Raw genomic sequence first — 21431 nt, 5'->3', positions numbered from 1 at the left:
ATGTTAAGAGTCGAAAATATCAGTAAAAGCTTTGTGCTCCACAACCAGCAAGGTATCACCTTACCCGTCATGAATTCGGTCAGCTTTGAAGTCGATCAAGGCGAATGCTTGGTCCTGCATGGCGAATCCGGTTCGGGTAAATCCACTCTGCTTCGGGCGTTGTACGCCAACTACATCGTCAACAGCGGGTCGATTCGGGTTTACAGCAATGAACAGTGGGTAGACATTGCAAACGCCTCCCCAAGGCAGATACTCCAGGTGCGCCAGCACAGTCTGGGCTGGGTGAGCCAGTTCCTGCGTGTTATTCCCCGTATTTCCGCCTTAGAGGTGGTGATGCAACCTTTACTGGAGCGCGGCGTGGATGAAGAACAAGCTCAGCAAAAAGCGGCTGCAATGCTCACTCGCCTTAATGTGCCAGAAACTTTGTGGCACTTAGCCCCCGCGACCTTCTCAGGTGGTGAGCAACAACGGGTCAATATTGCGCGAGGCTTTATCGTCGATGCTCCGATTCTCCTGCTTGACGAGCCTACAGCATCGCTGGATGAGAAAAACCGCGATGTGGTGATCAACCTGATTCTGGAAGCCAAAGCACGCGGTGCCACGATCGTCGGCATTTTCCACGATGAATACGTTCGTCAGCGCGTCGCCAATAAGTTCTTTGATGTGAAGACCGCGACCACGTATTTGAACCCGCAGCCTTGCGCCACATTGCAATAGAAAGGCAACGCAATAGAAGAGACATACCATGAAAATCACTAACGTAAATATCGTGCTGCCTGACTCGGTTGTGTATGGCACCGTTGAAATCGATAATCACACCATAGCGTCCGTCTCAGAAGGCTTGGACAGCGATCCCAATAGCCTTAACGGGCAAGGTCATTGGTTGCTGCCAGGATTGATTGAACTTCACACCGATAATCTGGAAAAGTACTTTACCCCTCGCCCGAAAGTGAGTTGGCCCGAGTTTTCTGCCATGGCGGCACATGATGCACAGCTGATTGGCTCTGGCATCACCACTGTGCTGGATGCCGTCGCCGTTGGCGACGTGCGCGATGGTGGGACAAGGCAGGATTATCTCGACAAGATGATCGACACTTTGGTGGAATCAGAGCGCCGTGGCGTGAATCGCGCCGAGCATTTCCTCCATATCCGCTGCGAACTACCGCACTCTTCCACCTATGGGCTAGCGGAGCGGTATCTGGGATTACCGCAGGTGAAAATGGTCTCTTTGATGGATCACTCGCCCGGTCAGCGCCAATTCGTCAATCTTCAAAAATACTACGAGTATTACCAAGGCAAATACGGCTTAAACGATGTAGAGATGCAAACCTACGAAGCCGAGCAGCGACGTCTTTCGGAGCAATGGTCGGATACCAACCGCAAAGCCATTGCTGAACTGTGTCGTGAACGCGGTATCCCGATGGCGAGCCACGACGATGCGACCAACGCGCACGTGGAAGAATCCCACGATCTCGGCTTGGTGCTGGCAGAGTTTCCAACCACCGTGGAAGCGGCAACGCGTTCCCACCAGCTTGGGTTACACGTTCTGATGGGGGCACCTAACGTGGTTCGCGGTGGGTCGCACTCGGGTAACGTCGCCGCTCACGAACTGGCGAGCATGGGGGTTCTGGATGTGCTTTCTTCCGACTATTTCCCGTTAAGCCTGCTGGATTCCGTATTCAAACTGGCAGAAGACGAAAGCAACACACTGGATCTACCTGCTACGGTGAAACTCGCTACAGCCAACCCTGCAGACGCTTTAGGCATGCACGATCGCGGTGAAATTCGAGAAGGCAAACGCGCCGATCTGATTCTGGTTGAGCAGGTAGCAGGGCAAGCCTACGTCAAGCGTGCATGGTGCAAAGGACAGATCGCGTACTAAGCTAATTCAATGAATGTGGGAGAAAACAATGGCGACACTCTTTTATGTGATGGGCGCATCGGGAAGCGGAAAAGACAGCGTGATTCAGGCGATTCGGGAGGATGCCAGACTCTCAGTACAAGTAGCGCATCGATACATCACGAGGCGCGCAGACAGTGGAAGTGAAAACCACGTCGCATTAACACCGGAGGAGTTCCAGCAACGCGTCCAGTCAGAGTTGTTCGCCATGCACTGGCAAGCCAACGGCTTGTTTTACGGGGTAGGAAAAGAAATCGAACACTGGTTAAGCCAAGGTCAGGACGTCTTTCTGAATGGGTCACGCGCCTACTACCCCGAAGCCCTAAAGCGATTTGCCACCTGTATCCAACCTGTGTGGATTGATGTTAACACTCACCAATTGAAGCAGCGACTGCAAGCGCGAGGAAGAGAAAGCGAGGCGGAAATTAACGCCAGAATCGATCGCGCTATTCAATATCAGCAAAAAATGCCTAGCAACGCCTTAGTCATCGACAACAGTGATACACTTCAAAGCAGTGTGGAACAATTTATTCTTAAGTTTAAACATATAAAGCAATGGCAAAAGGAAACACGTCTATGCAGCTAACCCTATTGGGCACGGGTAATACTGGGCATGTTCCGGTTTATGGCTGCGATTGTATCGCCTGTGAGCGGGCGAAAGAAGAACACGCTTTCCGACGGGGCAAAACCTCCGCTTATATCGAACATAGTGGCAAAACCCTGCTGCTGGATGCCAACCACCCTCACCTGCTTGAGCGTTTTCCTGCGGGCAGCATCGATACCATCTTGCTGACCCATTTCCATATGGACCACGTGCAATCGCTGTTTGATTTGCGCTGGGGGAAAGGGCAACCCATTCCAGTGCTGTCGCCACCGGACAAATACGGGTGCGATGACCTATACAAACACCCTGGGCTATTAGACTTTCAGCCACTGAAAGCGTTTGAGCCTTTTGAGTGGGAAGGCATCACCATTACACCCGTGCCGCTTTCACATTCCAAACCCTGTTTTGGTTATCTCTTCGAGTGGCAAGGCAAAACATTCGCTTACCTCACTGACACGGTTGGATTGCCTAAGAACACACACGCATTTTTGAAAGACAAACCTCTAGATTTGGTACTGATGGATTGCAACCACCCGCCGATGCCGGATTCTCCACCCCGAAACCACAACGACATCCTGCTGGCGCAGTCCATCAAACAGCAGCTCACCATTTCCAAAATGGGGCTAATTCATATCAGCCACGACCTGGACTGCTGGGCAATGGAAAATTCAAACCAATTCTCTTCTTCTTTTTTTCTCGCCAAAGACAACCAATCTTTTCATCTGTGATGAGCATGCACTTTTTGCATACCTATAATGCTAAAGTGTCATTTTTTTCATAGATAAACCGAGCTTAAAATAGGCGTTATTGGCTTTGCCAGCAACCCTCACTATTGTGGAGAAGACTATGTTCCAAGCTCTCGTACTGAACCAAGAAGACAAAAAGACCATTGCGACCATTGAATCGTTGGACGATTCGCAGTTGCCAGAAGGCGATGTGGTGATCGAGGTCGATTACTCTTCCTTAAACTACAAAGACGGACTCGCCATTACAGGCAAAGGGAAAATCATCCGTCAGTTTCCTATGGTGCCAGGGATCGATTTAGCAGGAACGGTCTTGTCTTCTTCCGACGAGCGCTACCAAAATGGCGATCAGGTGGTTCTTACCGGCTGGGGAGTGGGCGAAAATCACTGGGGTGGCATGGCTCAAAAAGCCAGTTTGAAAGCAGACTGGCTGGTTCCGCTTCCTAAAGGATTAAGCAGCAAACAAGCTATGATGGTCGGCACTGCTGGATTAACCGCTATGCTGTGTGTTCAGGCCATTCTAGACGGTGGCGTAAAACCCGAGGACGGTGAGATTTTGGTGACCGGTGCAAGTGGCGGTGTCGGATCTGTGGCTATCAATTTACTGAGCGTGCTCGGCTACAAAGTGGCTGCGGTAAGCGGTCGCGTCGAAGAAAATGGACCTTTGCTCGAAAAGCTCGGTGCAGCCCGAGTCATTGAACGCAGCGAATTCGAAGAACCTGCTCGTCCGCTTGAAAAACAAATCTGGGCTGGCGCAATCGACACCGTGGGCAGCAAAATGCTGGCAAAAGTGCTGGCACAGATGGATTACAACAGCACCGTTGCCGCTTGCGGCTTGGCGGGCGGTTTTGATCTGCCAACCACTGTTATGCCGTTTATTTTGAGAAATGTTAGGCTTCAAGGTGTGGATTCGGTTTACTGCCCTTATGAAAAGCGTGTAGCTGCGTGGGAGAAACTGACCGAACTGCTGCCAGAAAGCTACTACGAACAGGCTTGTACAGAAGTCACCTTGAACGATGCAGCGAAATACGCGGAAGACATCACCAACGGTCAGGTAACGGGGCGAGTGGTGATCAAGCCATAAAAACTCGACCTTTAAGAAACGTCAGCATTTATGCTGGCGTTTTTATTTCTAGTTACCCTTTACTGTCCAACCCTAAATCTTCTACCCGCTTAGCAATCAGCTTGCTGCATTCTTGTTTAACCACTGCACGAAGCCATTCTTGCGCGGGAGAATGTTCGCATCTGGGATGCCAGATCATTGAATATTCAAATGGCGTAAACTCAAACGGCAGTGGCTTCACTACTAGGTCGTAACGCTCTGCGACCAAATAGGCTAAATCGGCTGGTACTGTGATGATCAGTGGTAACGTATCGACAATCGCCAGAGCGGCTTCCAAATGATAGGCGCGTAAAACCATGTTCCGAGAAGGTTGGTCCACCAATGCCTGATCGAGTAACGCTTTCACACCATCGCTGATCGCAATCATCGCATGAGGATATTGAAGATAATCGGTGAGCGTCATTTTCTGGTCTGCAATCGGATGATGCTTAGAAACCAAGCAAGACACCCCCACTCGACCAAGCACATCGCTGTTTAAAGGTTCCACCGGACCAATCGGGCGGCATATCGCCAAATCCGCGCCGTGATGAGTCAGTTGTTGTGGCAACTGATCATGAAGTAACGGAATGAATTCAAACTTAACTTGCGGGGCTTCTTGATAAATCCGTGGCAGTGCAAACGGCAGTATGGTTTGCATGGCGTAGTCAGTTGTAGCGATGGTAAAGGTTTGATCGCAGGTTTCCGGGTCAAATTCTTCCGGTGTCAGGAGTGAGCGTAACGCTTCAAGTGGCTCGTTAAGAGATTGATTCAGCGTAAGTGCTTTTTCGGTCGGCATCAGATGCTGACCTTGCCGGATAAACAATGGATCACCCACCATGTCTCTCAATCGCCCCAGTACACGGCTCATCGCGGATTGGCTCAAGTTGAGTCGATCGGCAGCACGGCTCACACTGCCTTCTTCAATGATCACGCGAAGTGCCACCAGCAAATTTAAATCTCGGCGATAAATATCTTCCAGTTCCAAAGCGTTTACTCGACTGATGTAAAAGCTTCATAATACCAGAGGCAGCAAAATAAGATTCAAATCAAGATCAAGTGAGTTAACGTGAAAAATTAACAAACTTGTAAATAAAAAGTAAAAAAAATCCCGCCTTTCAGCGGGGAAGCCCAAGAAAAATGGGATAGTGTCGGAATGTGTAGTAGTGTCGTGTTAATTCTGTTTTTCGCCGTGTTTCTGCCAGCGATGCATTTCCACCCAAATACCAAAAATCGTTGCAAATAAACCAATTAGAGGTAAAAGGGATACTTCAGATGAGCTTCTAAGTATCAGTGCGCAAAATGTAATAAAACACAGTACGCTGTAAATTGTTAGCCTGTCTAACTGCGTTAGCATTCACACCCCTAGCTCAAATGTTATTTAATTGTTAAAAGCCAACTTACATGGATTTTTTGCCTTTGCCAAGAGGTTATTGAATATTTTTTCGACATCAGTATGATTTGCCCTCCAAAATCTAATTGAACGCACAACTATGACTTTTGATCCGACACTCGCGACGAAAACACTGGAAGCTGAAGGGCTGCGTTGCCCAGAACCAGTGATGATGGTAAGAAAAACCATTAGAACAATGAATGATGGGGATGTTTTGCTGGTTAAAGCCGATGACCCGTCTACTACGCGTGACATTCCGAGCTTCTGTCGATTTATGGATCACCAACTGATAGGAAGTCAGACAGAATCTCTCCCTTATCAATACCTGATCAAAAAGGGATTGGATTGAGATTTCAATCAATACAAATGCAAAAGGGCGACCTAATGGTCGCCCTTTTCTATTCTTCTGATTGCTTGCGTTGCTGCTTTTGAACTTGTTCTATTTGATGATGCAAGTCTCTTAACTCTTTTCGAATCGGGATTAAGTGCTGGACGCGAATCCAGGATTCAACGGCGAGCCCTGTCATGATGATGGCACCAACAACCATGGGTAGCCACATGTCCGTTAACACCATACCTAGCAGCGTTAATGCCAAGCCAAACGTAAACAAATAACTCTGACTTTCTGGGGTCATGCCCATATAGCGCGTTAACATGGTTTTACCCTCCTGCTCCACACTCTATATGGGAAAGTACCATCTCGTGAAAACCAAGTATGTGCCTGTTTTCACAATTACGTTCGTTTATTCCGTTCCAAAAATCAAAGCACCAATGGCGAGTAATACAAACAGCACGCTGGCGGCACGACGGATGGTGACAAAAGGCAATTTATCTCCACTCAGCTTACCGAAAATCACAACAGGCACGTTAGCCAGCATCATCCCCACGGTTGTCCCCAAAATCACGATCATTAAGTGTTCTGAAAACTGCGCACCTAAAATGGACGTCGCTACCTGGGTCTTGTCTCCGATTTCCGCAATAAAAAAGGCAATGAAACTGGCAATAAACGGACCACGAAAAGACACCGATTCCTCTTCTTCCATGTTGTCGGGAATCAACACCCAAAGTGCCATGGCTAAGAAGCTCAATACCACGACCCAACGCAGAACTTCCTGGGATAAATGGTCAGCTACAACCACGCCTAACCAAGCCGCAAGCGCATGGTTGAGCAACGTAGCCAAAAAGATAGCCATAACAATGGGCACCGGCTTTCGATACCGAGAGGCGAGGATAAGAGAAAGGAGTTGGGTTTTGTCCCCAATTTCCGCCAGTGTGACACTGGTAATAGAGATAGCTAATACACTCACGACATGCTCAATGGGGCAGGGCATCGAGAAAAAACCAGAGACAAGACCCACGCCCCACCCCTGGTTTGTGATTCTTGTCTATGGTCTCGCTAAACTCAGCCTGATTTCATTTTTTATAGGCTACTGAGTCTCATACGCCATGATGGGTATCCATCAATTATGTTGACGTACAAACTTGTTCCGCTTCCAACAAGAACAAGCAAGCTACTCCCCAAAGACTTTTAAAGTGTAATTTCAAGGCTGGATATTGGCAAGTTACAGACATCAAAATTCGAAAAACGTCTTTTTTTCGAGGGTTGTACCGAGTTTGGTATGAAAAGCGACTTTTGAGCATGATTTAGGCGACATTTCCTCTACTCGGCAAGGCATTATCTGGGTATACTCAATGGTTATTTTCATTGAAACATACAGAAGAATTGCGCGAACCTGATTATGCAAAATTACGATATCAAAACCTTCCAGGGAATGATCCTCGCGCTGCAGGATTATTGGGCTCAAAATGGTTGTACCACTGTTCAACCGCTAGATATGGAAGTGGGAGCAGGTACCTCTCACCCAATGACATGTCTTCGTGCACTCGGTCCCGAGCCAATCTCGACCGCTTACGTGCAGCCTTCACGTCGTCCAACGGACGGTCGCTACGGTGAAAACCCGAACCGTCTGCAGCACTACTACCAATTCCAAGTGGCACTAAAACCATCTCCAGACAACATTCAGGAGTTGTACTTGGGTTCATTGGAAGTGCTAGGCGTAGACCCGCAAGTTCATGATATCCGTTTTGTAGAAGACAACTGGGAAAACCCGACTCTGGGTGCCTGGGGTCTTGGTTGGGAAGTGTGGCTTAACGGCATGGAAGTGACTCAGTTTACCTACTTCCAACAAGTCGGTGGGCTGGAGTGTAAGCCGGTAACGGGCGAAATCACTTACGGTATCGAGCGTTTGGCTATGTATATCCAAGAAGTGGACTCTGTTTACGATCTGGTTTGGAATATCGGTCCTGATGGTACGCCAGTCACTTACGGTGACATTTTCCACCAAAATGAAGTGGAACAATCGACGTACAACTTTGAGCACGCCGATGTCGACTTCCTGTTCAGTTTCTTCGATCAATGCGAAAAAGAATCCAAAGAACTGCTTGAGCTTGAAAAGCCTCTGCCACTACCGGCGTATGAGCGCATTCTAAAAGCGGCTCACGCCTTTAACCTACTAGATGCACGTAAAGCCATTTCGGTTACCGAGCGTCAACGTTACATCCTTCGAATCCGTAACCTCACCAAAGGGGTAGCGGAAGCCTACTACGCGTCGCGTGAAGCTTTGGGCTTCCCAATGTGTCGCAATCAAGAACAAAAGGGCGAGGAGAAGTAATCATGGCTAAGAATTTTCTAATTGAACTGGGTACAGAAGAGTTACCACCAACGGCACTGCGTACCCTAGCTGAAGCCTTTGCATCCAACTTTAAAGCAGAGCTAAAAAGTGCGGAGCTGGCACACGAAGGCGTGAAGTGGTTCGCCTCCCCTCGCCGTTTGGCATTGAAAGTGGCAAGCCTTGCAGAAGGTCAGGCGGACAAAGTGGTAGAAAAGCGCGGTCCTGCAGTTTCTGTTGCCTTTGATGAAGAAGGTAACGCAACCAAAGCCGCTCAAGGCTGGGCACGCGGCAATGGCATCACTGTAGAGCAAGCTGATCGCCTAAAAACCGACAAAGGTGAATGGCTACTGTTCAAACAAGAAGTTAAAGGCAAGCCTGTTCAGGAGTTGGTGGTAGACCTCGCCGCTAAAGCGTTGGCAAACCTGCCGATTCCAAAGCCAATGCGTTGGGGTAACAAAGACACTCAATTCATTCGTCCAGTAAAAACGCTGACTATTCTGCTTGGCGAAGAGCTGATAGAAGGCGAAATCCTTGGCGTTGCTTCAGCACGCACCATTCGCGGTCACCGCTTTATGGGTGAGCAGGAATTCACTATCGACTCAGCAGATCAGTACCCTGCAATTCTGGAAGAGCGCGGTAAAGTGATGGCGGATTACGAAGCGCGTAAAGCCATTATCCTTGCCGACTCTCAAAAAGCCGCTGCCGCGGTTGGCGGTGTCGCCGATCTGGAAGATGACTTGGTTGAAGAAGTGACCTCTCTGGTTGAGTGGCCGGTGGTTCTGACCGCGAAATTTGAAGAAGAGTTCCTGAAAGTACCGTCTGAAGCTTTGGTTTACACCATGAAAGGCGATCAGAAGTACTTCCCTGTCTATGACGACAGCAAGAAGCTTCTTCCAAACTTCATCTTTGTCTCCAACATCGAATCAAAAGAACCTCGCTACGTTATCGAAGGCAACGAGAAAGTGGTTCGTCCTCGTCTGGCGGATGCAGAATTCTTCTTTAATACTGACCGCAAACGTCCGCTGATTGATCGCCTGCCAGAACTTGAGCAAGCCATCTTCCAAAAACAGCTGGGAACGATTAAAGACAAAACCGACCGCATCACCGAACTTGCTGGCTACATTGCCGAACAAATCGGTGCCGACGTCGAAAAATCAAAACGTGCAGGTCTATTGGCTAAATGTGACCTCATGACCTCTATGGTGTTCGAGTTTACGGATACGCAAGGCGTGATGGGCATGCACTACGCACGCCACGACGGTGAAGACGAGCAAGTCGCACTAGCTTTGAACGAGCAATACATGCCTCGTTTTGCGGGTGATGACCTACCAAGCACAGGTGTCTCTTCTTCGGTTGCGATGGCAGACAAACTGGACACCATCGTCGGTATTTTCGGTATTGGTCAAGCACCAAAAGGTTCTGACCCATTCGCACTTCGCCGTGCGTCTCTAGGTGTACTTCGTATCCTCGTAGAAAACGGCTACAACCTAGACCTAACAGACCTTATCGCGAAAGCGAAATCTCTGTTTGGCGACAAACTCACCAACGCAAATGTTGAATCCGATGTTATCGAGTTTATGCTGGGTCGCTTCAACGCATGGTACAAAGACGAAGGCTTCAGCGTGGATATTATCCTGGCGGTACTGGCACGTCGTCCAACAAAACCTGCGGATTTCGACCAACGCGTGAAAGCTGTTTCTCACTTCCGTGACCTGGAAGCCGCTGAAGCACTGGCTGCCGCCAATAAGCGTGTGGGTAATATCCTTGCGAAGTTTGACGGTGAGCTAGCAGCAGACATCGACCTGTCTTTACTTCAGGAAGACGCTGAAAAAGCGCTGGCTGAAAATGTTGAAGTCATGACCGAAGCGCTAGAACCAGCATTCGCTACTGGCAACTACCAAGAAGCGCTGAGCAAGCTTGCAGACTTACGTGAACCAGTCGATGCATTCTTTGACAACGTGATGGTAATGGCGGATGACGAAGCACTTAAGAAGAACCGTCTGACGCTTCTAAACAATCTGCGTAACTTGTTCCTGCAAATCGCAGATATTTCTTTGTTGCAGAAGTAACTGACTGAATAAAAATGAAAAAGGAAGCCAAATGGCTTCCTTTTGTTTATCTGTCTAGAAATCAGTTAGTTTCTTCAGCGTCGCAACGTGCTTTGTCAAAATACTCTTCACGACCACCTTTCCCTTTAAAAAATATCTTGGTGACAAATCCCATTTCTAGGAAAGAATACAAATTATCACATGACCATTCGTAACTGATTTTCTTAATAGTAGTGGTCTGCCACTTATAGCCAGAGCTAGGAAGGGAGGCAACATAACTGATATACCCATCATCTGATACTTTTAGCTCAGGTACTTCAGAGAATGCTTGCCTTGCTATCTCAATATTTTCAGGCGTCACATTTGGAGGGGTTGGCTCATAATTGGTGAGATTACAGCCAGCCAAAACTGACAACATAGACGTTGCTGCTATTAACTTAAACTTCATAACAATCCATAGTAATTTTTTATATGAATCGTCATTTTATCTTTAATTTCTATTCATTAAAGGAGGTAAAGCACACATTTATAACATTTCAGTCAATAGCTACAGTTTTAGTTAGTCTCTTCAGCATTACAACGTGCTTTGTCAAAATGTTCTTCGCGCCCACCTTCACCCTTGAAGCCAATTTTTACCACAAACCCCATCTCCAAGAAGTCGTATAAATTTTCACATGCACCTTCATAGCTGGCTTGTTTTATAGACTGGGTATCCCACATGTAGCCATGCGGCACCATTTCAAAGTAAGTGATATAGCCTTCGTCTGTAACTTTCATACCTTCTATGCCACTCAGTTTACTTTTGGCCTCCGCTATATCCTGTTTACTCGCAGTGGGCTTTACGGCGTCATAGTTAGTAATGTTGCACGCAGTCAAAGAAAGAGCGGTCAATACCGCTAAAAGAATGTGACGGTTCATGATATTTCCAATTGCTGATTAATGACGGAGAGTATATTTCAGCGAGTTGGAACGCTCTTGCAGATTCATTGAATGAAATCGCAGTAAAGCACAAAGAGTTTTACCCGTTACTCTCTATCTATTTGAAATATCGGAAACACCATTTGAACGAGAACTCGTGATGATATAGATAAAAACAAAGCTTCTTATGCCCTTTCACTTGCTGATTCGATCAGGTATGTTGAGCAGTCTTGCACAACATTTTATCAACATCTGTATCAACGCTGGATAGCCCTTACAAGCCAAGCAATTTGATACAAAAAATATATGACAGATACAACAAGATATAACTAGGAAAAGAAGTAATGCAGTTCTCTACATTTGGTGAAAAATTCAATCGATACTCAGGTATTACGCAGCTAATGGACGACTTAAACGATGGTCTTCGTACACCAGGCGCCATCATGCTCGGGGGCGGTAACCCAGCCGCCATACCTGCGATGCTCGAATATTTTCATCAAGCCAGTGCAAAAATGCTGGAAAGTGGGGAACTGGTAGCCTCTATGGCAAATTACGATGGTCCTCAAGGTAAAAACGCATTTATTGCGGCATTGGCATCTTTATTAAAAGAGACTTATGGGTGGGATGTTTCAGAGAAAAACATCAGCCTGACCAACGGCAGCCAGAGTGGCTTTTTCTATCTGTTTAACTTACTGGCTGGTCAGCAGGCAGACGGATCGCATAAAAAGATTCTTTTGCCACTTGCGCCTGAGTACATTGGCTATGGTGATGCAGGTATCGATGACGACATATTTGTGTCTTATCACCCAGAAATCGAAATGCTGGACAACCGAATGTTCAAATACCATGTCGACTTTGAACAACTCAAAGTCGATGAGTCCATTGCTGCGATCTGTGCTTCCCGCCCAACCAATCCAACAGGTAACGTATTGACGGATGAAGAAGTTCGCAAACTGGATAAGCTAGGTCGTGACAACGGCATCCCGCTGATCATCGACAACGCGTATGGCACTCCGTTCCCAAATATCATCTTTGAAGATGTATCGCCATTTTGGAATGACAATACCATTCTTTGCATGAGTATGTCTAAACTCGGTTTGCCTGGGCTTCGCTGCGGCATCGTAATAGCTAATGAAGAAGTCACCCAAGCACTAGCCAACATGAATGGCATCATCAGCTTGGCACCGGGCAGCTTGGGACCTGCACTGGGCAAGCATATGATTGAATCCGGAGATTTACTTAACCTTAGCCAAAACACCATAAAACCTTTCTATCAGCAGAAATCACAACGTGCGGTTCAACTTCTTCAAGAAGCGATTGACGATCCACGCTTTCGTATCCACAAGCCTGAAGGGGCAATTTTCTTGTGGCTATGGTTTGATGAGTTGCCTATTACGACCTTGGAACTTTACCAACGACTGAAAAACCGTGGCGTTCTGATCGTTCCCGGAGAGTATTTCTTTATCGGTCAGGAAGACGAATGGGAACACGCTCACCAATGCTTACGTATGAATTACGTGCAAGACGATGAGACGATGCAAAAAGGAATTAGAGTGATAGCAGAAGAGGTAAAAAAGGCTTATGAAAATATATAAGCTTTTCAGAGGATAAAACGTAAAAAGCCAACAGTTTAGTTCTGTTGGCTTAGATCACTATAATAAAATTCAAAACCTAAGGTTGTTTAAATGCTGTCCGTACCAGCACAATGCCTATTCCCAAGAACATACCTAATATAATACCAAGTAATACAATTAAAATTCGCTTAGGTTTATCTCTTGAATCAGGTTTAGTTATATCATCAAGTAATCGGAAATTATCAAACTGAATGTCATTGTTTATTTTTAGCTTTCCTAATAAATCAAGCTTAGCTTGTACTTGCTGAAGCCTAGGTTCTATTACACCCAAATTTTTAATAGAACGTAAAACCTCAACCTTCTCCTTCAACGCTTTTACACCAAGATCTATATGGAAACGCTCTTTGTCACTATTTGTCTGAATAGGAGATATCACATTCGCAGCAACTGCCATTCTAAGTGCATATTCCGCACTTTCGATTTCAACTTCTATACGAGACTCTGCTTGAGAAACCAAAATTCTTTTTTGCAAATGAAGTTCATCTTGTTTTGCATCTACAATTGATTGCAAATTTCGCAAAGCAGACTCGTGAGTCTTTAATTTTACAAACCGAACGTAGTCTTGCAAGTTTAGCGCACTACTTTCCTGTGTTTTAGCTGTAAAACTTAATTCATAAACGTGATCATCGCTCTTTTTATTTTCTTTATCCGCTAAAATATTTTCAAACCAAAGAGAATAAAACTTATCCAAGTATTCCTTATCTTCATCTTCATCATATTGCTTCAAGTATTCAACAAATTCTGGATTTGAGGATAGAAATAGCTTTTTGTTGTTAGAAGAGTTAAATGCCTGTATGAATTGTGCAAACAAGATCTCTGGATCCCTCAAAGGGTCCAATTTTTCACTCACCAATACAGTCCCATCTTCTTGATAAACATCAAAAATGGGTTGAAATTGACTGACTTGCTTCTCGTATTCAGCTAGGTTGTATAACTGAGGAAGTGCTACTTTGGCTTTTGAAGTCCACCATTCTTGTGCTAGCAGAGCATATAGTAGCGCAACAATGGCAACTAAAGCTGTAGATGCGAACACAACCAATTTGCCTTCCCAAATAGACTGACACAGTTCACGTAAGTCAATCTCGTCATTCTGTTGGTAATTGTTAGTCATCTGGGTATTTTGTTTACTCATTATTGGATTGTTATGATTGTGCACTTGCGTTCCTTACACTTTGAGATTGATACTGCTAGTTCAAAGTCAAAGCAGGAGTTTATCATACACTAATAGTGAATTCTCATCGAAAATTCTGTTCAAAGCTTATACTGTTAAGTATCAATACTTTTCTTAGATTGATTGGCATTATGAGTACATATTTCTACTATTTCTTCACAAAGATCTATTTAAACCTTCGTCTTAATCTACTTTCAAGTCAATTCTTTATGTCTACAACTAAAACCGCCCGCAATTGCGGGCGTTTTATTGCTCTTTCGTCAATGATCAGCTTTCGATGAGGTTTTTGCCATTTATGGCAATTTTACGTGGCTTCATTGCTTCTGGAATCTCGCGCTCTAGATCTACGTGCAGTAGTCCATTTTCCATGTTTGCTCCAACGACTTTTACATAATCGGCGAGTTGGAATTTGCGCTCAAAGTTGCGCTCGGCAATGCCTTGGTATACGTAGTTCTTGCCTTCTTCGGCCTGTCTTTCACCTCGAACAATCAGCATGTTCTCTTTTTGAGTTAGCTCTAGATGCTCTTCAGCAAAACCAGCGACAGCCATAGTAATGCGGTAGTTGTTTTCGTCTTTTTGCTCAATGTTGTACGGAGGGTATCCGCCAGAAGAATTTTTCGCTGAGTTGGCTTCCATCAGGTTTAACAGACGATCAAAACCAATGGCGTTACGATATAGGGGAGTGAAATCTACATTACGCATAATACTATCCTCATGATAAGCAATAGCCTTGGCTATTTTCATAGATGCCAAGGAGTTAGTCTTACCATTCCACGAGCAATGGATGCCTTGGGACATGGTCGCTAACAAAAGTTAAATTGTGTGCTTTCCGTATTCGTTTGTTCTCTTTTGCCTTCTTGGCGAGACACAAACTGGACAAGCGTTTTAAGAGACCCTTACGGCGTCCTCTCAAAACAAGATATGTGGATAGTCGCTTAGCCTTTCAAGAGAAAAGACAAAAATAATTTTAAAAGCATTATTTTTCATAGTGTTAAAAATCAAAAAGACCGCCTAAGAAGGCAGTCTTTAAAGTGATTTCGCATATTTATCAAAGCTGGATGAGCTTAGTTCGAGAAGAAGGCGCGGAGTTTATAAACATAAATGAGCACCTTCGACATAGACATCAGCTCATCCAGCGAAGAGAAATAAATCTAAACGTCCAGGTTGGCTACTTTTAGCGCATTCTCTTCAATGAAGTTACGACGCGGCTCAACCTGATCACCCATTAATGTGGTGAACAGCTGATCTGCGCCAACGGCATCTTCAATGGTTACTTGCATCATACGACGAGTTTCTGGGTCCATGGTGGTTTCCCAAAGCTGATCAGGGTTCATCTCTCCCAGACCTTTGTATCGCTGTAGGCTCAAACCACGACGAGACTCTTTGAATAGCCATTCTAGCGCTTCGACAAAGTTTGAAATTGGCTGAGTACGTTCACCACGTTTGATGTAGGCACCATCTTCGATCAGACCGTCCAGAGCTTCAGACAGATCCGCTAGCTTGCCGTATTCTTTTGAGTTGAACAGATCAACACTCAATACGTGTTCATGAGTCACACCATGAGTACGGATCACTACTTTTGGTAAGCTAACACCCAACTCTTCGTGTTTCTCAATTTCCAGGCTGTACTGGCTTGCCCCTACTTCTTTGGCATTCAACTGGTCAACTAGCTGTTTGCCCCAAGCTTCAACCGCGGCGGTGTCTTGACACTGCTCAGCTGTGATACGAGGTACATAAATAAACTCATGCATCAACGAATGTGGGTAACGGCGGCTCATACGCTCTACCAGCTTCATGCCCGCATTGTATTGCTGAACCAGTTTCTCTAGTGCTTCACCCGCCAGAGCTGGCGCTTCAGCGTTAACATGCAGTGCAGCATTATCCAGTGCCAATGACACCTGGTATTGGCTCATTGCATCTTCGTCTTTAATGTACTGCTCTTGCTTGCCTTTCTTCACTTTGTAAAGCGGTGGCTGAGCGATGTACACGTAGCCGCGTTCAATAAGCTCTGGCATTTGACGGTAGAAGAAGGTCAAAAGAAGCGTACGGATGTGCGAACCATCGACGTCGGCATCGGTCATGATGATGATGTTGTGGTAACGCAATTTGTCTGGGTTGTACTCGTCTCGACCGATACCACAGCCTAGAGCGGTGATCAGCGTTGCGACTTCTTGTGAAGACAGCATCTTGTCAAAACGCGCTTTTTCGACGTTCAGAATCTTACCTTTCAGTGGCAAGATGGCTTGGTTCTTACGGTTACGACCCTGCTTGGCACTACCGCCCGCAGAGTCACCCTCCACAATGTAGAGTTCAGAAAGCGCAGGGTCTTTCTCTTGGCAATCCGCCAGTTTACCCGGAAGCCCCGCAAGGTCGAGTGCGCCTTTACGACGTGTCATTTCACGTGCTTTACGCGCCGCTTCACGGGCACGAGCTGCATCGATGATTTTGGAACAGACTGTTTTCGCTTCGTTCGGGTTTTCAACGAGGAACTCTTGCAGTTTCTCGCCCATTGCAGATTCTACCGCTGACTTCACTTCTGAAGACACTAGCTTGTCTTTGGTCTGGCTTGAGAACTTAGGGTCCGGCACTTTCACCGAGATAACTGCCGTCAGACCTTCACGAGCATCATCACCGGACGTCGCTGCTTTGGCTTTCTTCGAGAACCCTTCTTTATCCATGAAGCTGTTTAAAGTACGAGTCAGCGCTGCACGGAAACCTGCAAGGTGAGTACCGCCATCGCGCTGAGGGATGTTGTTAGTAAAACAGTAGATGTTTTCCTGGAAGCCGTCGTTCCATTGCATCGCAACTTCAACGGTGATGCCGTCTTCGCGCTCAGAGTCAAAGTGGAAAATCTTTTGGATGATCGGTGTTTTGTTGGTATTTAGATGCTCAACAAAGGCTTGAATACCCCCTTCAAACATGAAGTGGTCGTTCTTATCTTCTTCACGCTCATCAACCAGTTTGATTGAAACACCCGAGTTCAGGAAAGAAAGCTCACGCAGACGTTTCGCCAGGATGTCGTAGTGGAATTCCACATTAGAGAAAGTGTCTTCACTTGGCCAGAAACGGATTTGGGTACCGGTTTTATCAGTATCACCAATCACTGACAATGGCGCTTGTGGCTCACCGTGGTGGTAAGTTTGAGTATGAATTTGACCGCCGCGATGGATGGTAAGCGTCACCTGCTTAGACAGGGCGTTTACTACCGAAACACCTACCCCGTGAAGACCGCCTGATACTTTGTATGAGTTGTCGTCGAACTTACCACCAGCGTGAAGAACCGTCATGATCACTTCAGCCGCGGATACGTTTTCTTCTGGGTGCATTTCCGTTGGGATACCACGACCATCGTCGCTAACGGATACCGAGTTATCCTCATGAATCGTCACAATGATGTCTTTACAGTGACCCGCCAACGCTTCATCAATGGAGTTGTCCACCACCTCAAAGACCATGTGGTGCAAACCGGTGCCATCGTCTGTATCGCCGATGTACATACCCGGACGCTTACGTACCGCATCCAGACCCTTCAGTACCTTAATACTCGATGAATCGTAATTTTCAGACATGAGTTACTCTCTTTTTATCCTTGCTCTATCGTACCGTGTTCCACATGAAACATTTTGCCATTTTCGTCGAGCATATCAACGATTTGACTCTCAGTAATAGAACTTACAAATACTTGTGCCCCCGTCGCTTTTAAGCAGTCGGCTAACCGCTGGCGACGTTGGCTATCTAATTCAGAAGCAAAATCATCTATCAGGTAGATACACTGCTTTCCGGTCATTTCAGTCAAATGCTGCCCCTGCGCGACTCTTAGCGCACACACCATGAGTTTCAGTTGACCGCGTGACAGAACGTCTTCTACAGGCGTCCCATTCACTTTGATTCTTAAATCTGCCTTGTTGGGTCCACTAAAGGTGTACCCGAGTGACTGATCGCGTTCGAAGTTGTTTTCGAGGATATCCTGATAGGGGGTATCTTTGTCCCACCCACGATAATACTTCAATTGGATATCAAATTCTGGCAAAAATGTGCGACAGATTTCCTCCGCCACTTTTGCCATGTTTTCAACGTATTCTTTGCGCCAGTGGCTGATGTTTTCAGCCAACGTTGCCATCTGCTGATCCCAGTAGCTGAGCTCCCGGTAATGAGTAGCAGTTTTCAACAGCGCATTACGCTGTTTGTTGAGCCTTTTAAATCGCCCCCATGCATCGTAAAAATGGGGTTCAGTGTGAAACACGCCCCAGTCGATAAACGCACGTCGAAACTTGGGTCCGTCTGTGAGCAATTCAAACCCTTCAGGATGTATCAGTTGCAACGGCAAAACCTGAGCTAGCTGCGCCAGTTTTTGTCCGGACTCACCGCCTATTTTAACCTCTGTAGAGCCATCGCGCTGCTTATTAATCCCAATCGGAAGCTCAAATTGATCCGGGTTCAAAAAACGCCCGTGAACAAAGAGTTCATCGCACTCGTTTTGGATAACTCGACCCGTGAGTGAGCTCTTGAATGAACGACCATGACCAAGCAGATAGATGGCTTCCAGCACACTGGTTTTGCCACTGCCGTTCGGTCCCACAAGAAAATTAAAGCCTGGTGACAGTTCGACATCACAGGCTTCAATATTACGAAATTGCTGAACAATCAGTCTGGTGAGTGGCATCTGCCGAATCCATTACAGACGAATTGGCATAACCACGTACATGGCACTGTCGTCTTCGGCATTCTCAATCAACGCACTGGCATTGGCGTCAGACATGGAAATACGGACCTGATCACAACGCAACGTGTTCAATACATCCAACACGTAACTCACGTTGAAGCCGATTTCTAAGTCGTCCCCCTGGAACGAGACGTCCAACATCTCTTCCGCTTCTTCCTGCTCAGGGTTATTGGCCGTAATGCGCATTTCACTGCCATTAAAATTCACACGAACGCCGCGGAATTTCTCATTCGACAGAATCGCCGCACGTGAGAAGGCACTTTTCAGTTCTTCACACGGGGCTTCGAGTGTTTTGTTACTGCTTTGTGGCATCACACGTCGGTAGTCAGGGAATCGACCATCCACCAGCTTCGACGTGAAGGTAAAGTTATTCACAGCGGCACGCAGGTTAGCGCTGCCAATTTGCAGCGTCACTTCCGCTTCAGGGGCATCGAGCAGCTTCACCAGCTCCTGAACACCTTTGCGTGGCAAGATAATCTGCTGGTTTGGCAGCTCCGAAGCGAGCTGGGTTTGAGATACCGCCATACGGTGTCCGTCTGTGGCAACTGAACGCAGTGTCGTACCTTCGATTTCAAACAGCATGCCGTTGAGGTAATAGCGAACGTCTTGGTTCGCCATAGAGAATTGGGTTTTCTCGATCAGGCTACGTAGCTCTTGCTGCGACAGCGTAATATCGGCTTCGCTTTGCCAGTCTTCAATGTTTGGAAAATCACTGGCTGGCAGAGTAGAAAGTGAGAAACGGCTGCGACCTGAGCGTACTTGTACGCGATCAGCTTCCATCACTACAGTGATGATCGCATTGTCTGGCAGACCACGGCAGATATCCAAGAATTTACGGGAAGGCACTGTAGTGCTGCCGGCTTCAAATTCCCCTTCCAACGCGACATTGGCCACCAGCTCTACTTCAAGATCAGTCGCCGTCATTGCCAGCTGACCGTTTTCTACTTTCAGCAGAAGGTTACCCAGAATTGGTAACGTGGGACGTCCACCCAGAGCGCCAGAGACTTGTTGTAATGGTTTGATCAGATGGCTGCGTTCGATGGTAAATTTCATTGGTATCTCTTTGCCTTATGACGATAAGGTTCTAATTAGGTTTGAGTAGTCTTCTTTTATATCATGGCTCTCTTCACGAAGCTGCTCTATCTTGCGACAAGCGTGCAGTACCGTGGTGTGGTCGCGACCACCAAACGCATCACCAATTTCAGGCAAGCTGTGGTTAGTGAGCTCTTTAGACAAAGCCATAGCCAATTGGCGAGGACGCGCAACCGAGCGAGAGCGGCGCTTAGACAACAGATCGGCCACTTTAATTTTATAGTACTCGGCGACGGTTTTTTGAATATTGTCGATGGTGACCAGTTTTTCCTGAAGCGCAAGCAAATCGCGCAGCGCTTCACGAACGAAATCAATGGTGATCGGGCGACCAGTAAAGTTCGCGTTGGCAATGACACGGTTCAGCGCCCCTTCCAGTTCACGAACATTAGAGCGTAAACGCTTCGCAATGAAGAACGCCACTTCATCGGCAAGATGAATTTGGTGATCTTCCGCTTTCTTCATCAAGATCGCCACACGGGTTTCCAGCTCTGGTGGTTCAATCGCAACGGTTAAGCCCCAGCCGAAACGAGATTTAAGACGATCTTCTACGCCGTTGATCTCTTTCGGGTAGCGATCAGAAGTCAGGATGATTTGCTGATTGCCTTCCAGCAATGCGTTAAAGGTATGGAAAAACTCTTCCTGGGAGCGCTCTTTATTGGCAAAGAATTGGATGTCATCAATCAGCAATGCATCCACGCTGCGGTAATAACGTTTGAACTCTTCAATGGCGTTATTTTGTAGGGCTTTTACCATGTCCTGAACGAATCGTTCAGAGTGCATGTACACCACTTTCGCATTGGGCTTGTTATCCACAATGGCATTGCCAACCGCATGCAACAGGTGGGTTTTACCTAAACCTGTGCCACCGTATAGGAAAAGCGGGTTGTATGCGGCGCCCGGATTATCAGCAACCTGACGCGCAGCTGCCAAACCTAACTGGTTCGACTTACCTTCAACGAAGTTATTGAATTTATGTTTAATGTTGACGTTTGAGCGATGGTTGATGTCCACCACTTCGCTGTCATTTTCCCAGGTTTTGTGCACGGGCTTGCGCGCCTGAAGCTGCGCCGGAGCCGAGGTTTCTGCCGCTACATCTGCTTGAGAGCGGGTCGCCTGAGCTGGTGCGGAAACACGTCGACTGCCGACTTCAAATCGAAGGCTAGGTACATCGTTACCACAAAATTGCAGAAGCAGGCGATTGATGTTGTCGAAATATTTATCGCGCACCCAGTCGAGTACAAAACGGTTTGGGGCGAATAAAGTCAGGGTATTGTCATTGAGCTCCGCCTGAAGCGGTCTTACCCACATGCTGAATTCAGTCGATGGTAGCTCTTCTTGTAGCTGTTGCAGACACTGCAACCAAAGCGAAGATGACACGTTGCCCTCACTCTTATAATCATTCTTTGGAAAAGGTTGGTAATTCTAGCGCTCTGT

At 46.8% G+C, this 21431-nt stretch carries 21 protein-coding genes and 1 riboswitch; of the genes, 9 read left to right on the top strand and 12 right to left on the bottom strand.

Annotation, left to right across the window (positions count from 1 at the left end; all coding sequences use genetic code 11):
• From phnL to INR79_RS00085, 5 genes are all read left to right on the top strand, one after another.
• Window positions 1-717, top strand: coding sequence for a phosphonate C-P lyase system protein PhnL (gene phnL, locus INR79_RS00105; protein ID WP_022597406.1), 717 nt, complete (start codon window positions 1-3; stop codon window positions 715-717).
• Between the two features lie 28 nt (window positions 718-745).
• A complete protein-coding gene (gene phnM, locus INR79_RS00100) occupies window positions 746-1882 on the top strand; it encodes an alpha-D-ribose 1-methylphosphonate 5-triphosphate diphosphatase (RefSeq protein WP_223095471.1) in 1137 nt (378 codons plus the stop codon).
• Window positions 1883-1910: 28 nt separating this feature from the next.
• Complete coding sequence (phnN, locus tag INR79_RS00095) at window positions 1911-2486, top strand: ribose 1,5-bisphosphokinase (protein ID WP_223095469.1); 576 nt, start codon at window positions 1911-1913, stop codon at window positions 2484-2486.
• Entirely contained in the window at window positions 2477-3232 is a 756-nt protein-coding gene (phnP, locus tag INR79_RS00090) for a phosphonate metabolism protein PhnP (protein ID WP_223095467.1), read from the top strand. Before phnN ends, phnP begins: the two co-directional genes overlap by 10 nt.
• Before the next feature lie 118 nt (window positions 3233-3350).
• Complete coding sequence (locus tag INR79_RS00085) at window positions 3351-4331, top strand: MDR family oxidoreductase (RefSeq protein WP_022606837.1); 981 nt, start codon at window positions 3351-3353, stop codon at window positions 4329-4331.
• A 52-nt stretch (window positions 4332-4383) separates the two neighbouring features.
• Here the strand turns inward: INR79_RS00085 and INR79_RS00080 are convergent, their stop codons facing one another.
• Both INR79_RS00080 and INR79_RS00075 read right to left on the bottom strand, forming a co-directional pair.
• Window positions 4384-5334: a LysR family transcriptional regulator gene (locus INR79_RS00080; RefSeq protein ID WP_022612375.1), complete on the bottom strand. Its 951-nt coding sequence runs from the start codon at window positions 5332-5334 to the stop codon at window positions 4384-4386.
• 186 nt (window positions 5335-5520) lie between these two features.
• Window positions 5521-5703: a hypothetical protein gene (locus tag INR79_RS00075; RefSeq protein WP_079655540.1), complete on the bottom strand. Its 183-nt coding sequence runs from the start codon at window positions 5701-5703 to the stop codon at window positions 5521-5523.
• Between the two features lie 136 nt (window positions 5704-5839).
• Here INR79_RS00075 and tusA point away from each other — a divergent pair, with 136 nt between their 5' ends.
• A complete protein-coding gene (gene tusA / locus INR79_RS00070) occupies window positions 5840-6088 on the top strand; it encodes a sulfurtransferase TusA (protein ID WP_004400191.1) in 249 nt (82 codons plus the stop codon).
• A 49-nt stretch (window positions 6089-6137) separates the two neighbouring features.
• On the opposite strand, the gene INR79_RS00065 is transcribed toward tusA, so the two are convergent.
• Entirely contained in the window at window positions 6138-6395 is a 258-nt protein-coding gene (locus INR79_RS00065) for a hypothetical protein (RefSeq protein WP_004400192.1), read from the bottom strand.
• A gap of 87 nt (window positions 6396-6482) precedes the next feature.
• Window positions 6483-7046, bottom strand: a complete 564-nt coding sequence (locus tag INR79_RS00060) for a TMEM165/GDT1 family protein (RefSeq protein ID WP_038123376.1) — start codon at window positions 7044-7046, stop codon at window positions 6483-6485.
• 92 nt (window positions 7047-7138) lie between these two features.
• Window positions 7139-7271, bottom strand: a riboswitch (yybP-ykoY riboswitch).
• Between the two features lie 207 nt (window positions 7272-7478).
• Between INR79_RS00060 and glyQ the strand changes: the two genes are divergently transcribed.
• Together glyQ and glyS are read left to right on the top strand one after the other, a co-directional pair.
• A complete protein-coding gene (gene glyQ, locus INR79_RS00055; protein ID WP_223095465.1) occupies window positions 7479-8411 on the top strand; it encodes a glycine--tRNA ligase subunit alpha in 933 nt (310 codons plus the stop codon).
• Between the two features lie 2 nt (window positions 8412-8413).
• Entirely contained in the window at window positions 8414-10480 is a 2067-nt protein-coding gene (gene glyS / locus INR79_RS00050) for a glycine--tRNA ligase subunit beta (RefSeq protein ID WP_223095461.1), read from the top strand.
• A 61-nt stretch (window positions 10481-10541) separates the two neighbouring features.
• Here glyS and INR79_RS00045 read toward each other — a convergent pair whose 3' ends face one another.
• Together INR79_RS00045 and INR79_RS00040 are read right to left on the bottom strand one after the other, a co-directional pair.
• A complete protein-coding gene (locus INR79_RS00045; protein WP_022549477.1) occupies window positions 10542-10907 on the bottom strand; it encodes a hypothetical protein in 366 nt (121 codons plus the stop codon).
• Between the two features lie 107 nt (window positions 10908-11014).
• Window positions 11015-11377: a hypothetical protein gene (locus INR79_RS00040; protein ID WP_223095458.1), complete on the bottom strand. Its 363-nt coding sequence runs from the start codon at window positions 11375-11377 to the stop codon at window positions 11015-11017.
• A 344-nt stretch (window positions 11378-11721) separates the two neighbouring features.
• Between INR79_RS00040 and INR79_RS00035 the strand changes: the two genes are divergently transcribed.
• A complete protein-coding gene (locus tag INR79_RS00035; protein ID WP_223095454.1) occupies window positions 11722-12972 on the top strand; it encodes a valine--pyruvate transaminase in 1251 nt (416 codons plus the stop codon).
• A gap of 76 nt (window positions 12973-13048) precedes the next feature.
• Here INR79_RS00035 and INR79_RS00030 read toward each other — a convergent pair whose 3' ends face one another.
• The 6 genes from INR79_RS00030 to dnaA form a co-directional block, all read right to left on the bottom strand.
• Complete coding sequence (locus INR79_RS00030) at window positions 13049-14167, bottom strand: Wzz/FepE/Etk N-terminal domain-containing protein (RefSeq protein ID WP_262415363.1); 1119 nt, start codon at window positions 14165-14167, stop codon at window positions 13049-13051.
• A 282-nt stretch (window positions 14168-14449) separates the two neighbouring features.
• Window positions 14450-14884, bottom strand: coding sequence for an Hsp20 family protein (locus tag INR79_RS00025; RefSeq protein WP_223095451.1), 435 nt, complete (start codon window positions 14882-14884; stop codon window positions 14450-14452).
• Between the two features lie 449 nt (window positions 14885-15333).
• Complete coding sequence (gene gyrB, locus INR79_RS00020; RefSeq protein WP_004400201.1) at window positions 15334-17751, bottom strand: DNA topoisomerase (ATP-hydrolyzing) subunit B; 2418 nt, start codon at window positions 17749-17751, stop codon at window positions 15334-15336.
• A 14-nt stretch (window positions 17752-17765) separates the two neighbouring features.
• Window positions 17766-18845, bottom strand: coding sequence for a DNA replication/repair protein RecF (gene recF, locus INR79_RS00015; protein WP_223095449.1), 1080 nt, complete (start codon window positions 18843-18845; stop codon window positions 17766-17768).
• A 12-nt stretch (window positions 18846-18857) separates the two neighbouring features.
• A complete protein-coding gene (gene dnaN / locus INR79_RS00010) occupies window positions 18858-19958 on the bottom strand; it encodes a DNA polymerase III subunit beta (RefSeq protein WP_223095445.1) in 1101 nt (366 codons plus the stop codon).
• A 15-nt stretch (window positions 19959-19973) separates the two neighbouring features.
• Window positions 19974-21374 carry a chromosomal replication initiator protein DnaA gene (dnaA, locus tag INR79_RS00005; protein ID WP_004400204.1) on the bottom strand — a complete coding sequence of 467 codons (1401 nt, stop codon included), beginning with the start codon at window positions 21372-21374 and terminating at the stop codon, window positions 19974-19976.
• Window positions 21375-21431: the final 57 nt, after the last annotated feature.

Source organism: Vibrio sp. SCSIO 43132, from assembly GCF_019904195.1.
Classification (GTDB): Bacteria; Pseudomonadota; Gammaproteobacteria; order Enterobacterales; family Vibrionaceae; genus Vibrio; species Vibrio nigripulchritudo.
This window is presented reverse-complemented; position numbering and strand designations above follow the sequence as displayed.

Excerpts from the sequence above, each read along its gene's own strand:
- phnL (WP_022597406.1), top strand. The coding sequence starts at position 1 with ATGTTAAGAGTCGAAAATATCAGTAAAAGCTTTGTGCTCCACAACCAG.
- glyS (WP_223095461.1), top strand. The coding sequence starts at position 8,414 with ATGGCTAAGAATTTTCTAATTGAACTGGGTACAGAAGAGTTACCACCA.
- phnM (WP_223095471.1), top strand. The coding sequence starts at position 746 with ATGAAAATCACTAACGTAAATATCGTGCTGCCTGACTCGGTTGTGTAT.
- INR79_RS00085 (WP_022606837.1), top strand. The coding sequence starts at position 3,351 with ATGTTCCAAGCTCTCGTACTGAACCAAGAAGACAAAAAGACCATTGCG.
- INR79_RS00065 (WP_004400192.1), bottom strand. The coding sequence starts at position 6,395 with ATGTTAACGCGCTATATGGGCATGACCCCAGAAAGTCAGAGTTATTTG.
- INR79_RS00075 (WP_079655540.1), bottom strand. The coding sequence starts at position 5,703 with ATGCTAACGCAGTTAGACAGGCTAACAATTTACAGCGTACTGTGTTTT.
- recF (WP_223095449.1), bottom strand. The coding sequence starts at position 18,845 with ATGCCACTCACCAGACTGATTGTTCAGCAATTTCGTAATATTGAAGCC.
- gyrB (WP_004400201.1), bottom strand. The coding sequence starts at position 17,751 with ATGTCTGAAAATTACGATTCATCGAGTATTAAGGTACTGAAGGGTCTG.
- dnaN (WP_223095445.1), bottom strand. The coding sequence starts at position 19,958 with ATGAAATTTACCATCGAACGCAGCCATCTGATCAAACCATTACAACAA.
- phnP (WP_223095467.1), top strand. The coding sequence starts at position 2,477 with ATGCAGCTAACCCTATTGGGCACGGGTAATACTGGGCATGTTCCGGTT.
- INR79_RS00025 (WP_223095451.1), bottom strand. The coding sequence starts at position 14,884 with ATGCGTAATGTAGATTTCACTCCCCTATATCGTAACGCCATTGGTTTT.
- INR79_RS00045 (WP_022549477.1), bottom strand. The coding sequence starts at position 10,907 with ATGAAGTTTAAGTTAATAGCAGCAACGTCTATGTTGTCAGTTTTGGCT.
- glyQ (WP_223095465.1), top strand. The coding sequence starts at position 7,479 with ATGCAAAATTACGATATCAAAACCTTCCAGGGAATGATCCTCGCGCTG.
- INR79_RS00040 (WP_223095458.1), bottom strand. The coding sequence starts at position 11,377 with ATGAACCGTCACATTCTTTTAGCGGTATTGACCGCTCTTTCTTTGACT.
- INR79_RS00035 (WP_223095454.1), top strand. The coding sequence starts at position 11,722 with ATGCAGTTCTCTACATTTGGTGAAAAATTCAATCGATACTCAGGTATT.
- phnN (WP_223095469.1), top strand. The coding sequence starts at position 1,911 with ATGGCGACACTCTTTTATGTGATGGGCGCATCGGGAAGCGGAAAAGAC.
- tusA (WP_004400191.1), top strand. The coding sequence starts at position 5,840 with ATGACTTTTGATCCGACACTCGCGACGAAAACACTGGAAGCTGAAGGG.